The 13811-nt window shown below is 75.0% G+C and carries 11 protein-coding genes and 1 pseudogene; 7 read left to right on the forward strand and 5 right to left on the reverse strand.

Features of this window, described 5'->3' with window-relative positions; translation table 11 throughout:
- Positions 1–70 precede the first annotated feature (70 nt).
- Together O2W17_RS11975 and O2W17_RS11980 are read left to right on the forward strand one after the other, a co-directional pair.
- A complete protein-coding gene (locus O2W17_RS11975) occupies positions 71–898 on the forward strand; it encodes a sulfurtransferase (RefSeq protein WP_269192663.1) in 828 nt (275 codons plus the stop codon).
- 6 nt (positions 899–904) lie between these two features.
- On the forward strand, positions 905–1198 hold the full coding sequence (locus tag O2W17_RS11980; RefSeq protein ID WP_269192664.1) for a DUF1416 domain-containing protein: 294 nt from the start codon (positions 905–907) through the stop codon (positions 1196–1198).
- A gap of 82 nt (positions 1199–1280) precedes the next feature.
- On the opposite strand, the gene O2W17_RS11985 is transcribed toward O2W17_RS11980, so the two are convergent.
- Both O2W17_RS11985 and O2W17_RS11990 read right to left on the reverse strand, forming a co-directional pair.
- Positions 1281–3014, reverse strand: coding sequence for a SpoIIE family protein phosphatase (locus tag O2W17_RS11985; RefSeq protein ID WP_269192665.1), 1734 nt, complete (start codon positions 3012–3014; stop codon positions 1281–1283).
- Positions 3015–3192: 178 nt separating this feature from the next.
- Entirely contained in the window at positions 3193–3870 is a 678-nt protein-coding gene (locus O2W17_RS11990) for a TetR/AcrR family transcriptional regulator (protein WP_269192666.1), read from the reverse strand.
- A 126-nt stretch (positions 3871–3996) separates the two neighbouring features.
- Here O2W17_RS11990 and O2W17_RS11995 point away from each other — a divergent pair, with 126 nt between their 5' ends.
- The 3 genes and pseudogenes from O2W17_RS11995 to O2W17_RS12005 all read left to right on the forward strand — a co-directional run bounded on the left by O2W17_RS11995 (position 3997) and on the right by O2W17_RS12005 (position 7301).
- Positions 3997–4926 carry an NAD-dependent epimerase/dehydratase family protein gene (locus tag O2W17_RS11995; protein WP_269192667.1) on the forward strand — a complete coding sequence of 310 codons (930 nt, stop codon included), beginning with the start codon at positions 3997–3999 and terminating at the stop codon, positions 4924–4926.
- A 136-nt stretch (positions 4927–5062) separates the two neighbouring features.
- Entirely contained in the window at positions 5063–5608 is a 546-nt protein-coding gene (locus tag O2W17_RS12000) for an FABP family protein (protein ID WP_269192668.1), read from the forward strand.
- A 71-nt stretch (positions 5609–5679) separates the two neighbouring features.
- Positions 5680–7301, forward strand: a pseudogene (locus O2W17_RS12005) (DUF885 domain-containing protein).
- A gap of 30 nt (positions 7302–7331) precedes the next feature.
- Here the strand turns inward: O2W17_RS12005 and O2W17_RS12010 are convergent.
- Entirely contained in the window at positions 7332–7976 is a 645-nt protein-coding gene (locus O2W17_RS12010; RefSeq protein ID WP_269192669.1) for a hypothetical protein, read from the reverse strand.
- A 91-nt stretch (positions 7977–8067) separates the two neighbouring features.
- Between O2W17_RS12010 and O2W17_RS12015 the strand changes: the two genes are divergently transcribed.
- Both O2W17_RS12015 and O2W17_RS12020 read left to right on the forward strand, forming a co-directional pair.
- Complete coding sequence (locus O2W17_RS12015) at positions 8068–10410, forward strand: MMPL family transporter (protein WP_269192670.1); 2343 nt, start codon at positions 8068–8070, stop codon at positions 10408–10410.
- A 13-nt stretch (positions 10411–10423) separates the two neighbouring features.
- Positions 10424–11164, forward strand: a complete 741-nt coding sequence (locus tag O2W17_RS12020) for an LmeA family phospholipid-binding protein (protein ID WP_269192671.1) — start codon at positions 10424–10426, stop codon at positions 11162–11164.
- Between the two features lie 12 nt (positions 11165–11176).
- On the opposite strand, the gene O2W17_RS12025 is transcribed toward O2W17_RS12020, so the two are convergent.
- Together O2W17_RS12025 and nhaA are read right to left on the reverse strand one after the other, a co-directional pair.
- On the reverse strand, positions 11177–11911 hold the full coding sequence (locus tag O2W17_RS12025) for a hypothetical protein (protein ID WP_269192672.1): 735 nt from the start codon (positions 11909–11911) through the stop codon (positions 11177–11179).
- 375 nt (positions 11912–12286) lie between these two features.
- Positions 12287–13777: a Na+/H+ antiporter NhaA gene (gene nhaA, locus O2W17_RS12030; RefSeq protein WP_269192673.1), complete on the reverse strand. Its 1491-nt coding sequence runs from the start codon at positions 13775–13777 to the stop codon at positions 12287–12289.
- Positions 13778–13811: the final 34 nt, after the last annotated feature.

Below are 13811 nucleotides of genomic sequence, written 5' to 3' on the forward strand. Positions count from 1 at the left end.
CTGCACCTGATGCCCGGCGGGCCCGCCGGCCCGCGCCGACCACCTGCACACCGATCCCCGGAGGAACCACATGAGTCGCACCGACGTGCTCGTCACCGTCGACTGGGTCCAGGAGCACCTGGGCCAGCCCGGCATCGTCCTCGTCGAGGTGGACGAGGACACCAGCGCCTACGACGGCGGCCACCTCGAGGGCGCCGTCAAGTTCGACTGGAAGAAGGACCTGCAGGACCCGCTGCGCCGCGACTACCTGGACAAGAGCGCCTTCGAGGCGCTGCTGTCCAGCCGGGGCATCGCCAACGACGACACCGTCGTCCTCTACGGCGGCAACAACAACTGGTTCGCCGCGTACGCCTACTGGTACTTCAAGATCTACGGCCACGGCGACGTCAAGCTGATGGACGGCGGCCGCAAGAAGTGGGAGCTGGACGGCCGCCCGCTGTCCAAGGACGCCGTCGAGCGCCCGGCCACCTCGTACCGGGCCGCCGAGCCGGACCTCTCGATCCGCGCGTTCCGCGACGAGGTCGTGGCCGCGATCGGCAGCAAGAACCTGGTCGACGTGCGTTCGCCCGACGAGTTCTCCGGCAAGATCCTCGCGCCCGCCCACCTGCCGCAGGAGCAGTCCCAGAAGGCCGGCCACGTGCCGACCGCGATCAACATCCCGTGGAGCAAGGCGGCCAACGAGGACGGCACCTTCAAGTCCGACGAGCAGCTCGCCGCGCTCTACGCCGAGCAGGGCTACGACGAGAGCAAGCCGACCATCGCCTACTGCCGCATCGGTGAGCGCTCGAGCCACACCTGGTTCGTCCTGCGCGAGCTGCTCGGCAAGACCGACGTCAAGAACTACGACGGCAGCTGGGTCGAGTACGGCTCGCTCGTCGGCGTCCCGATCGAGAAGTGAGCTGACATGTGCGGAGCCCCGAAGCAGGGTGGTGCCCTCGCGGGCATCGACCTGAGCACCCAGACGGTCATCCAGGGCTCGGTGTGGCACGACGGCGCACCGGTGGCCGGGGCCTACGTCCGGCTGCTGGACTCGACCGACGAGTTCACCGCCGAGGTCGTCACCAGCCCCGAGGGCGAGTTCCGGTTCTTCGCCGCGCCGGGCCAGTGGAAGGTGCGTGCCCTGGCCGCGGTCGGCAAGGGGGAGCGCGTGCTCCCCGCCGAGGTCGGCCTGAACGAGACGACCGTCGCGATCTCCTGAGACCGCCCCTCCCCGGAGGACCGGTCCGACGGCAGCGCCCGTTCCCCGCACGCGGGGGGCGGGCGCTGTCGCGTCCGGCGGATCAGTCGATGCCGGACGGCAGCCGGTTGGGACCGGCCTCGGCGGGGCGCGGCCGGTCCTCCGGGAAGGTGCGGACGGCGACGATGGCCACGTCGTCGGCGCCGGCCTCCGGCACCAGCCGGGCCAGGACGGTGTCCAGCAGCTCCTCCAGCGGTGTGGCCCCGAGGTCGCGCAGGGCGTCGAGGAGCCGCTCGATCCCCTCATCGAGGTCGATGTCGCGGCGCTCGACCAGGCCGTCGGTGACCAGCAGCAGCGTGTGCGCGTCGGGCAGGTCGACGGACTGGTCGCTGCGCGGCGCGTCCGGGTCGATGCCCAGCATCAGCTCGGGCTTGCTGGTGAGCAGGGTGCTCCTGCCGTCGGGTGCCAGCAGGATCGGTGGCAGGTGCCCGGCGTTGCTCCAGCGGAGCAGCCGGCGGCCGGCCACCGGCACGTCGGGATGGCGCTCGATCCGGGCCAGCACGGCGGTGGCCAGCGTGGCGACCGCCAGCCCGCGCGCGGCGTGCTCCACCCGGGTGAGCGTCGCGGCCGGGCCGTTCTCCTCCGCGTAGGCGAGGGCGCGCAGCAGCCCGCGGACCTGGCCCATCGCCGCGGCCGCGCTGCTGTCGTGGCCGACGACGTCGCCGATCACCAGCATGGTGGCGCCGTCGGGCTGCAGGAACGCGTCGTACCAGTCGCCGCCCACCTGCGCCTCGTGCGCCGCGGGGCTGTAGCGGACGGCGATCTGCAGGTGGTCGGGCTCCGGTGGCGGGGTGAGCAGCGACTGCTGCAGCCGGTCGGACAGCGCGCGGTCGGCGGCCACCCGGGCGGCGAGCTCCTCCAGCTGCGCCGCCTGGCGCCGGGCGGCCAGCCGGTCGGTGAGGTCGCGGAAGGAGACCACCACGCCGGTGTGCACGCCGTCGTCGACGGTGGGCACGACGACCATCTCGACCGGGATGGGCGTGCCGTCGCTGCGCCAGAGCGTCTCGTGGTCGGCGACCACCGTCCGGCCGGTGCGCAGCGCCCGCCACACCGGGCACTCCTCGCGCGGGTACTCCGAGCCGTCCGGGCGGCGCCCGTGGATCAGGGCGTGCTGGTCGCGGCCGAGCTGGTCCTCCGGCGGGTAGCCGGTCAGCCGGGACGCCGCGGGGTTGAGGAACTCCACCCGGCCGTCGATGTCGAGGCCGTAGATGCCGTCGGCGACGTTGGCCAGCACCCGCTCGGTGATGGCGAGGGCGCGGGACAGCTTGGCCTCGGTCTCCCGGAGGACCTCCAGGTCACGGGCCCGGGCGGTGGCGATCTGGCGGAGCGTGGAGGCCTCCACGCCCGCCGCGCGCGCCTCGGCGGTGACCCGCTCGGCCTGCAGCCGGGCGGTGATGTCCATGCCGGTGACCAGGAGGAACGTCTGCTGCTCGCCGTCGCGGACCAGCTGCATGGTGAGGTCGGCGGTGCGCCGCGTGCCGTCGGCGAGGAAGAAGCTGGTGACCGCGCGCACCGGCTCGCCCCCGGCCGCCACCTCCTGGCACCACCGGCGCACCGTGGCGCTCACCTCGGGGTCGACCGCCCACCAGCCGGCCTCCCAGAAGGGACGGCCCAGGTGCTCGCGCCGGTCGAAGCCGCAGCCCTCCACGGTCAGCCGATTCGCGGTGAGCAGCGTCCCGGCGGTGTCGCAGACCGCGGCGAACATGAACGACGAGTCGTGCAGCACCGCGTACCACGACGGGGTGCCGGGGAGCGCCTCGTCGTCCGGGGTCGGCACCGTGCCGCGGCCGGCCTCGGCCTTCTCGATGACTGCTCCTCCCGTCGCTTCCCCGCCGCCCGGGGTCCGTGCTCAGCCTGCCGTACGACCCCCCGGCGCCACCAGCGACCGCGCCTGTCTGGTCGGCCTCACCCCGCCGGGGTGGCGGATGCACGCGGCGGCGCCCGCTCGCGGCCGGTCAGAGGCCGAGCGTGCCGGCCAGCTCGCCCACCGCGCGGTCGAACCAGCGGTCGTGGTCCGCCACGGAGCCCGTGAAGTGGCCGAACAGCTCGAAGCTGATCACCCCGAACAGCGAGCTCCAGGTGAGCAGGGCCCGCACCCGCACGTCCTCGTCGATGGCCGGGTGCGACCCGCCCAGGACGGCGGCGGTCTCGTCGCTCACCAGCGCCGGATCCCGTTCGCCGGACCCCTCGGGCAGCACGCCGGCCCGCGCGGCGTCCCCGAGGATCCGGCCCAGGACGACGCCGACCCGGGCCGCGGCGGGCACGGTGTCCCGCGGCGCGGTGTAGCCGGGCACCGGGGACCCGTAGAGGAGCGCGTACTCGTGCGGGTGCGCGAGGGCCCACGCCCGGACCGCGCGGCACACCGCGAGCCAGCGGTCCCGGGGAGCCGCCGCCGGGTCGTCCGCTCCTTCCGCGGCGGCGCCGAGGGCGTCGTAGCCGTCGATGATCAGCCGGGTGAGCAGGTCGTCGCGGCTCGGGACGTAGCGGTAGACGGCTGAGGAGGCCATGCCCAGCTCGCGCGCCACGGCGCGCAGCGACAGCGCGGCCGCGCCGACCTCGGCCAGCTGGCGCCGGGCTGCGTCGGCGATCTCGCCGGTGATCTCGGCGCGGACGCGCGCGCGGGCGGTGGGCATCCCGCCACCCTGCCAGATGCGGAGCAGTGCACGCAATCGAGAGCGGTGCTCTTGACAGCATGACCGGGGACCGTGAGCATCGTCCTCGGACGAGAGCACCGCTCGCACATCGACCCGGGAGCACCCATGGCACTGCACGTGATCGTCGGCAAGGGGCCGGTCGGCCTGACCACCGCTCGCGAGCTGCGGGACCGCGGCCACGAGGTGCGGGTGCTCTCCCGCAGCGGCGGGAGGTCCGGGAACGGCATCGAGCACCGGCAGGTCGACGCCGCGGACGCCGACGCCCTCGCCGGCGCGGCCCGCGGCGCCGCCGCCGTCTACAACGCGGTGAACCCGGCCTACCACCGGTGGGCCACCGACTGGCCGCCGGTGGCGGCCGCCCTGCTCTCCGCCGCCGAGCGCGCCGGCGCCGTCCTCGTCACGATGTCGAACCTCTACGGGTACGGCCGCCCGTCGGGGCCGATGACGCCGGAGACGCCGCTCGCGGCGACCGACACCAAGGGCGTCGTGCGGGCGCGGATGTGGCGGGAGGCCCTCGCCGCGCACGAGGCCGGGCGGGTGCGCGTCACCGAGGCCCGGGCCGCCGACTTCGTGGGCCCGCAGGTGCCTGCCGACCACTCGCACCTCGTCCGGCAGCTGCCCGCGTTGCGGAAGGGCCGGCGCGCCTGGGTGGTCGGCGACCCGGACGCGAGGCGCAGCTGGGCCTACCTGCCCGACGTCGCCGCCACGCTGGCCGTCCTGGGCACCGACGAGCGGGCGCTCGGTCGCGCCTGGCACGTGCCCACCACCGCGCCGCGCTCGCAGCGGGAGGCCCTCGGGGACGTCGCCGCCGAGCTGGGCGCCCCGCCCGCCCGGGTGAGCGGCATCCCGTGGCCGGTGCTGCGGGCCGTGGGCGTCGCCGTCCCGGTGATGCGGGAGGTGGTGGCCATCCGGCACCAGTGGGACCAGGACTTCGTCTCCGAGGCGACGTCGACGACCGCGACCTTCGGCCTTCCGGCCACGCCCTGGGACGAGGTCGTCCGGGCGACGGTCGCGGGCGCCCCGGTGGTCGCCTGAGGTCGAGCCGGGGCGCCGTCACTACGGTGGTCGCCATGGTTTCTGCCTGGGTCCTGGTCACCCTGACGGCGCTGTCCGCCCTGGCCCTGGGGTACGGCGCGGTCCGCCTGTCCCGCCGTCCCGAGGGGGCCCGGCGATGAGCGGGGAGACCGAGCTGCCGGTGCCGGACACCGCCGACGTCCGCAGCGGCCCGGAGGTCTCCGAGGAGATCCTCTCGGTGCTGCCCCTGCTGGGGGAGTGGCACGGCGAGGGCATCCTGAGCGGTGCCGTGGCCGGGTCCGACCAGGATCTCCGGTTCGGCCAGTGGATCCGGTTCAGCCACGACGGCCGGGGCTTCCTCGCCTACGAGTCCCGCACCTGGCGGCTCACCGACGACGGGGCGATCGTCGGCCCCGACGTCCGGGAGTCCGGCTTCTGGCGGCCCCGCGGCGGTGACGACGTCGAGCTGCTGGTGGCCGGCCCCGAGGGGCTCGTGGAGATCTACGTCGGGACGGCGCGCACCACGACGAGCTGGGAGCTGACCAGCGACGTGGTGGCCCGCACGCCCGACGCCCCCGAGGTGACCCGGGCGGTGCGGCTCTACGGGATCGTCGAGGGCGCGCTGATGTACGCCATCGACCGGGCCGTCGGCGAGGAGCCGCTGCGCCCGACCATGTCGGCCCGGCTGGAGCGCCTCCGGTGAGCGCTCCGCGCGACACCCCGCGCGCGGTCGCCGACCGCTACGTCGACGCCGTGTGCGACCTCGACCCGATCGTGGCGACGTCGCTGGGCACCCGCCCGGGTGACGACCGGCTGCCCGACTACAGCCCGGCCGGGCTCGAGGCCGAGGCCGCCCTCGCCCGGACCACGCTCACCGAGCTGGACCGGGCGCTGGCGGCCGACCCCTCGCTCGACGACGACCCGGTGGAGCGGCGCTGCGCCCGGCTGCTCCGCGAGCGGCTGGGCGCCGAGCTCGCCGGCCTCGAGGCGGGGGAGGGCTTCCGCTCGCTGAACAACCTGTTCAGCCCGCTGCACTCCGTCCGACAGGTCTTCCTGCTGATGCCGGCGGCGACCGAGCAGGACTGGTCCGTCCTCGGCCGTCGGCTGGCCAGGGTGCCCGAGGCCTACCGCGGGTACCGCCGGACCCTCGCCGACGGCGCGCGGCGCGGGCTGCTGGTGGCGCCCCGTCAGGTGCGCACCGTCGTCGCCCAGCTCGACGAATGGCTCGCCGGGCCTTTCTTCACGACCTTCGTGGCCGCCGGTCCGGCTGCGCTGCAGGACGAGCTCGCCGCCGCCGCCCGCGCCGCCGACGGCGCCGTGGCGGAGGTGCGGGACTTCCTGCGGGACGAGTACGCGCCGCGGACGGAGGGGACGCCGGACGCCGTCGGCCGGGAGCGGTACGCCGTCGCCGCGCGCCGCTGGACCGGATCGGAGCTGGGCGCCGGGCAGGGGCTGGAGGAGGCCTACGCCTGGGGCTGGGCCGAGCACCGCCGGATCCTCGCCGAGCAGCGCGTCGAGGCCGAGCGGGTGCGCCCGGGCGCCACCCCGCTGGAGGCGATGCGCTGGCTGTCGCTGAACGGCCCGGCGGTCGAGGGCGCCGAGGCGATCCGCGAGCGGCTGCAGGCGATGATGGACGAGGCGATCGCCGCGCTGGACGGCACCCACTTCGACCTCGCCGGGCCGGTGAAGCGGGTCGAGGCGATGATCGCGCCGCCGGGGAGCGCCGCGGCGCCCTACTACACCCGGCCGGCGCAGGACTTCTCCCGGCCGGGCCGCACCTGGCTGCCCACCCTGGGGCGCACCCGCTTCCCGCTCTGGGACCTGGTCTCCATCTGGTACCACGAGGGCGTTCCGGGCCACCACCTGCAGCTGGCCCAGTGGGCGCTCGTCTCCGGGCAGCTGTCGACCTACCAGACCTCGCTGGGCTCGGTCGGCGCGAACGTCGAGGGCTGGGCGCTGTACGCGGAGCGGCTGATGGACGAGCTGGGCTACTTCGCCGACCCGGCGGAGCGCCTGGGCTTCCTCGACGCGCAGCAGCTGCGCTCGGTGCGGGTGGTCATCGACATCGGCATGCATTTGGGGCTGCCGGTGCCCGACGACGCCGACGGCGTGCTGGCCGGGCACCGCGGGCAGCCGTGGACGCCCGAGCTCGCCCGGGCCTTCCTGGGCGAGCACTCCGGCGCCGACGTGGCCTCGACAGCGAGCTGGTGCGCTACCTGGGCATGCCGGGGCAGGCGATCAGCTACAAGCTCGGCGAGCGCGCCTGGCGGGAGGGCCGGGCCGCGGCCGAGCAGGCCCGGGGCACCGGCTTCGACCTCAAGGCCTGGCACATGGCGGCCCTGTCCCAGGGGTCGCTGGGGCTCGACGACCTCGCGGCCGAGCTGGCGCAGCTCTGAGCGCCCGGGGCTGACCGCCGCGGCGGGGGATCAGTCGGGCGGAGCGCTGGTCGCCGGCGACCCGGAGGGCGCGGCCGTGCCGGTGGGGCCGGTCGTGCCGGTGGGCGCCGTCGTACCGGTGGGCGCGGTCGTGCCGGAGGGCCCCGGGGTCCCCGTCGCGGGCGACAGGTCGCCCGGCAGCGTGGTGTCGGTCTCGCAGCCGTCCAGGTCGTCGCGCAGCCGCCGCTCCAGCGGCTGGAGTTCCCGGATCGACTGGTCCAGCCCCGAGATGTCCAGGCCTGCCGCGGCGTCGCCCAGGTCGCCGATGACGTCGATCAGGTCGCTGGTCCCGTTCACGACGCGCAGGCACGCCTCGTTCACGGTGATCTCGGCGCTCGCCCCCGGGCCCTCGCCGTCCGGCGCGGACGTCTCCGCCGCTCCGGCGGCGGGGGACTCGGCGGTGGTGGCGGGGACCGGCGGCGGGTCCTCGCGGAGCAGCCCGAGGAGGATCGCACCCGCGAACAGGCCCACGACGAAGGCCGGGGCGATCAGCCACCAGCTCTTCGGCCGGCCTCCCGCCCGTCCGCCCGGCGCCTCGCGGCCGGCGGCCGGCTCGTCGTGGCCCGCGGTGGGCGCGTCGGCAGCCGCCGGGGCGGCGGAGGCGCCGGCCGTGGGTTCGGTGCGGTCCTCGGGCATGGGGGAGCGTCCTTCCGCCTGCGGTTCGTCCTGGATCGCCCTACCCTCCTCCCACCACCGGTAGTCGGTGCCGGTCGCATGCTGGGAGGCCGTGTTGGCTGCACGGTCGGCGGCGCGGTCTGCTCTGCGGGCGCCGCTCCGAGGGCTGTCCGCGGCCGGCCGGGGGGTGTCCGCCGCCGGCCGGGGGTTCCGCTCCGTCGTGGTGGCCGGCCGGTGGGTCGTCATGGGGCTCTGGCTGGCCGCCGCCGTCGCCGCCGTGCTCCTGCCGACGCCGTCGGGTGGCGGGGGCAGCAACAACTTCGGCAGCCTGCTGCCCGAGGGCAGCGAGGCAGCCGAGGTGCAGATGCGCTCGCTCACGGAGTTCCGCGTCCCGGTGCTGTCCCAGACCGCGGTCGTCGTCCACGATCCCGGGGGGCTCAGCGCCCTCACCCGGGCCGACATCGCCCTGTGGGCGCTGCAGCACACCCAGGCGACCCTCCGCAGCGAGGCCCCGACCGCCGACGGGAACATCGTGGCCGCGGTACCGCTGCCCACGAACACGCCGGAGACCGCGGTCACCTACCTGTACACGACCGGTGGTACGTCGCTGGCCGACGGCACCGCGCTGGCCCGCCAGTACGCGCAGCACTTCCGCAACCAGCCGGGCGTGGACACGTACGTCACCGGCATCACCCCCGCGCGGGTGCAGCAGGCCGAGCACCTCGAGGCGCGGCTGCACCTGTTCGAGGTGGCGACCCTGGTGCTCATCGCCGTCGTCGTCGGGCTCACCTTCCGGTCGGTCGTGGCACCCCTGGTGGTGCTGGTCGCCGCCGGGATCGGCTACGTGCTGGCGACGTACCTCCTGGCGAGGGCGGCCGCGGCCTTCGGCTTCGCGCTGCCCGACCAGCTCCAGCCGCTCACCGCCGCGCTGCTGATCGGTGTGGTCACCGACTACTGCGTCCTGTTCTTCTCCGGCATGCGCCGGCACCTGGACTCCGGGCTGCCGTCGCAGGAGGCCGCCCGGCGGACGGTGACCACCGACGGGCCGATCGTCGCGGTCGCGGGCATCACCGTCGCCGCCGGGACCGCCGCCCTGCTGGTCGCCGACTTCGAGCTGTTCCGTGCTTTCGGGCCCGCGCTGTCGCTCACCGTCGTGGTGGGGGTCGTCGTCTCGCTGACCCTGGTGCCCGCGGTGATCGCCGTCCTGGGGCCGTGGCTGTTCTTCCCGTCGGGCGTGGCGAAGGGCGGCGCACTGGACCGCCGGGCCGGGCGCGGTGCCCGGTGGATGGCGCGGACCACCTCCACCCGCCGCGGCGCCTGGATCGCCGTCGCCGTCGGCCTGGGCCTCCTCGTGCCGGCCGCGCTGCCCGTGTCGGACCTCCGGCTGGACCTGTCGTTCGTCTCCGGCCTGCCCGCCGGTGACCCGGTGCGGGAGGGCGCGGAGATCCTCGACGACGCCGGCGTCCGCGGTGTGGTGGCGCCCACCGAGGTGCTCGTGGACGCGCCCGGCATCGCCGGCCAGCGCGCCGCGCTGGGACGCTTCCAGGACCTGCTGGAGGCGCAGCCGGGCGTGGCCCAGGTGCTCGGCGCGGCCCAGAACCCGCTGCCCGAGGAGTTCGGGATCGTGTTCTCGGCCGACGGGGACCTCGCCCGATTCGTGGTGATCCTGGACAGCGATCCGCTGGCGGCCGACGCCATCGACGACCTGGCCCTGCTGCGGGACCGGCTGCCCGGCCTGCTGGACCAGGCCGGGGTGGAGGGGGCGACCGCGGGGGTGGCCGGCCAGACCGCGGTCGCCGCGGAGCTCGCGCTGATCACCCAGGAGAACCTCCGGAAGACCTTGCTGGCGGCGCTGGTCGTGGAGTTCGTCATCCTGGCGCTGTACCTGGGCTCGATGCTGGCGCCCCTGCTGCTGCTGGCGACCAGCGCGCTGGGGGTGGCCGCATCGCTGGGCATCACGGTCCTGGTGTTCCAGGGGCTCCTCGACGACCCCGGCCTGACCTTCTACGTGCCGTTCACCACCGCCGTGCTGCTGCTCGCGCTGGGCTCCGACTACAACGTGTTCGCCGTCGGCTCGATTTGGGACGAGGCGTCCCGCAGGCCGTTGCGCGAGGCGATCGCGGTGGCGATGCCGGCCACCGCGCGGGCCATCAGCGCGGCGGGGATCATCCTCGCGGCCACCTTCGCCATGGTGGCGATCATCCCGCTCGACAGCTTCCGCCAGGTGGCCTTCATCATGGCGCTGGGCCTGCTGATCGACACCTTCCTCATCCGGCCGGTGATCACCCCGGCCGTCCTGACGCTGCTCGGCCGCGCGGCGGGCTGGCCCAGCAAGCGGATCCGGACCTCCGGCGGCACGCTGGACGCGGCGCAGCAGGACGCCCTGCTGGAGCAGCGGGACGCCGGGATCGTGCCGGACCGGCAGCCCGCCGCTCCCGTCGGGACAGGCGCATGAGGGGAGCGGGTGGGTGAGGGCAGCAGGGCCGGCGCGGTGGCTGGGCCGCCGCGGTGTGCGGATCGCCGCCGGCGTGCTGCTGGGCACCGTCCTGCTGCTGTGGGTCGCCGACCTGGTGGCCCGCCGGGCGGCCGAGAAGCTCGTCGCGCAGGCGCTGCAGGAGCAGACCGGGACGCTCGAGGAGCCGGTCGTGACGGTCCGGGGGCCGCTGTTCCTCCCGCAGGTCCTCCGCGGTCGCTACGACGACGTGGAGCTGTCGATGGAGGGGGTGACCTCCGGCCCGCTGCGGATCGCGTCCGTCGACGCCCGCCTGGAGGACGTCTACCTGTCCTTCCACGACCTCCTGCGCGGCGACGCCGACCGGATGCTGATCACCGGCACGGAGGCGGAGGCGTTCCTGGGCTACGACGACCTGAGCCGGTACCTCGACCTGACCGGCCGCTCGCTCTCGCTCGACGCGGCCGATCCGGGGGAGCTGCGGGTGGTCGGCTCGGCCGATGTGCTCGGCCGCACGGTCGAGGCCTCCGCCGACGTCGACATCGGCGCGGACGACGGTGCCCTGGTGGTGGAGCCCCGGGGGCTGGGCGGGATCCCCGGGATCAGCGGGGTGAGCGAGCTGCTGCTCGGTGAGCGCTTCACCTTCCGGGTCCCGCTGGACCCGTTGCCCTTCGCCCAGCGGATCACCGGCATCGAGCCGACCGACACGGGGGTGCTCGTCGACGTGGCCGGGGAATGGGTGCTCATCGAGCCCTGAGCGGGGCCTTCCTCAGCCGCGGGCCGGCACGGGATTGACCGGGTCGTCGGCCCAGCCGACCCGGTCGGCCGGGCGGCTGCGCACGACCTCCAGGCCGGGGACGGCCAGCAGCTCGGCCACGCAGGCGGCGCTGCCGCCGACGTAGGTGGACATCAGGTCGATGTCGGTCGCCACCAGCCAGGATCGGTCGGCCGGCCACCACAGGTTGGCGCTCTGCTCCGACGGCTCCGGCGCCAGGTTGCGGGCGGCGTCGGCGACCCGGCCGCGCACGAGGACGACGTCGCGCCCCCCGGGCAGCGCCAGCGCGGGCAGGTCGCGCACACCGTCGGCGTCGAAGCCGAATCCCGACCACCGGCCGAAGAGGCACCCCCCGGGCGCGGTGGTGTGCCGGGCTAGCGCGCCGGCCAGGCGCTCGGCGACCGTGGTGGGCAGATGCCCCTCGGCGGGAGCACCGTCCCAGGTGGGCGGCTGGCTGTCCTCGTTCAGGTACTCCCAGCCACCGGTGACCGCGGGCCACTGCATCAGCGGGTGGGCGACGGTGCCGTTGAGGGCGGCGACGGCCGACCAGGGGATCTCGACGTCGTCGTCGCCGTCGTAGCGGTAGGCGGGGTGCAGCACCCGCGCGTACGCGGCGAAGACGGGGGGCACGAGCGACCCGACGGTGCCGGCGGGCTCGTCGGCGACGGCCCGGGCGACCCAGGAGCCCCGCGACACGTCGGTCTCGACGGGGAGTCCGCCGAGCTGCACGCGGACCTCCCGGAGAACGGACAACCCCCGGGCTGCTCCGCGGCGCCTCCCAGGGGGAGCAGCACGCGGGCCGACTGGACAAATGTCGGCGGCCCGGGGGTCGGGTGACTGTCCGGTTCTCGCTCGCCGCCGTGCGACGGACGGGCGATCATGCCGTCGTTCGGATTCCCATCCGAACGGGCGGCCCATCTGGACGGCGGCTAGCGGACAGCCACCTCACGAGTCCTGTAGCTCAGCAAGTTACGGACCACCTCCTCTCTCGTGTGCCACGACGGTACGACCGGGAGATCGGGGCCTGCAACAGATTTCGTCTGCTCTGGGCGAACGCGCTGGACGGGCGCGTGCCGCGGTCGGCGCCGGGCGTGTCGCCGGCGGTCAGCGGTCGGGGCCGAGCGTGCGCCCCGGCGGAGGGGTGCCCTCCCAGCCCGGCTGGTGCTCCGCCTCGTCGTCCACGGTCTCGTAGGCCGGCGGGGGCGCGTCGTCCTCGTCCCCGAGCCGGCGCTCGCCGAAGGTGTGTCCCGGGGGCGTGGCACCCTCCCAGCCCGGCTGGTGCTCGGCGCGGTCGTCGACGGTGTCCCAGGCGTCGGGGATCCCGTCCCGGTCGACGTCGCGGCTCTCGGCCGCGTACATCTGCTTGTAGCGGCGGTTCCGCAGGCGCAGGATGATCCCCGCGAGCACGGCGGCGAGCAGCGTCCCGAAGAGGATGCCGACCTTCGCGTGCTCGTAGCTCTCGCTCTCCGCGCCGTAGGCGAGCTCGGTGATGAGCAACGACACCGTGAAGCCCATGCCACCGAGCAGGGCCAGGCCCACCACGTCGGGCCAGCCCAGGTTCTCGTCGAGCTGCGCGCGGGTGAAGCGGGCGACCAGCCAGGTGGCGCCGGTGATGCCGATCGCCTTGCCGGCCACCAGGCCGACCATGATGCCGATGGCGATGCTGTCGCCGAGCGACTCGCCCAGACCGGAGAGCCCACCGACGGCCACGCCGGCGGAGAAGAAGGCGAACACCGGGACGGCGACCCCCGCCGACAGCGGCCGGATGCGGTGCTCGAAGTGCTCGGCGAGCCCCGGTCCGGCGTCGGGCCCACCGGCCGCGTCGCTGCGGATGACCGGCACGGTGAAGGCCAGCAGCACGCCGGCGACCGTGGCGTGCACGCCCGACTCGTGCATCAGGACCCAGGTGACCGCCGCCAGCGGCAGCAGCAGCCACCAGGAGCGGATCCGCTTCTGCACGAGGAAGCCGAAGATCGCCAGCGGCACCAGGGAGAGCAGCAGCGCCGGGACGACGAGCTCGGCGGTGTAGAAGATCGCGATGACGACGATGGCCAGCAGGTCGTCGACGACGGCGAGGGTGAGCAGGAAGGTGCGCAGCGCGCTGGGCAGGTGGGTGCTGATCACCGCGAGGACGGCGAGCGCGAAGGCGATGTCGGTGGCCGACGGGATCGCCCAGCCCCGCAGGGCGCCCTCGGGGCCGGCCAGGTTGAACGCGACGAAGAAGAGGGCGGGCACCGCCATCCCGCCGACCGCCGCGGCGATCGGCAGCGCCGCGCGGCGGGGCTCGCGGAGGTCGCCGGCGACGAACTCGCGCTTGAGCTCCAGGCCGGCGACGAAGAAGAAGATTGCCAGCAGGCCGTCGGCCGCCCACGTGCCCAGCGTGAGGTCCAGGTGCAGCGCGGCCGGCCCGACGCGGGTGTCGCGCAGCGCCTCGTAGGACCCCGCCCAGGGGGAGTTGGCCCAGACCAGCGCGATCGCCGCGCCGATCAGCAGCAGGGCGCCGCCGACGGTCTCCTTGCGGAGCACCGAGGCGACCCGCTGCGCTTCGGACCACGAGCCCCGGCCGAGGAGGCGGGTGGATGCGGGGGATGTCATGCGGCGGCTCCGTGGGGATGGGTCGGCGAAGAGA

This window comes from Blastococcus sp. VKM Ac-2987 (assembly GCF_026967805.1).
Classification (GTDB): Bacteria; Actinomycetota; Actinomycetes; order Mycobacteriales; family Geodermatophilaceae; genus Blastococcus.

Coding starts and splice junctions, on each gene's coding strand:
- O2W17_RS11975 (WP_269192663.1), top strand. CDS start 71: ATGAGTCGCACCGACGTGCTCGTCACCGTCGACTGGGTCCAGGAGCAC.
- O2W17_RS11980 (WP_269192664.1), top strand. CDS start 905: ATGTGCGGAGCCCCGAAGCAGGGTGGTGCCCTCGCGGGCATCGACCTG.
- O2W17_RS11990 (WP_269192666.1), bottom strand. CDS start 3,870: ATGCCCACCGCCCGCGCGCGCGTCCGCGCCGAGATCACCGGCGAGATC.
- O2W17_RS11995 (WP_269192667.1), top strand. CDS start 3,997: ATGGCACTGCACGTGATCGTCGGCAAGGGGCCGGTCGGCCTGACCACC.
- O2W17_RS12000 (WP_269192668.1), top strand. CDS start 5,063: ATGAGCGGGGAGACCGAGCTGCCGGTGCCGGACACCGCCGACGTCCGC.
- O2W17_RS12010 (WP_269192669.1), bottom strand. CDS start 7,976: ATGCCCGAGGACCGCACCGAACCCACGGCCGGCGCCTCCGCCGCCCCG.
- nhaA (WP_269192673.1), bottom strand. CDS start 13,777: ATGACATCCCCCGCATCCACCCGCCTCCTCGGCCGGGGCTCGTGGTCC.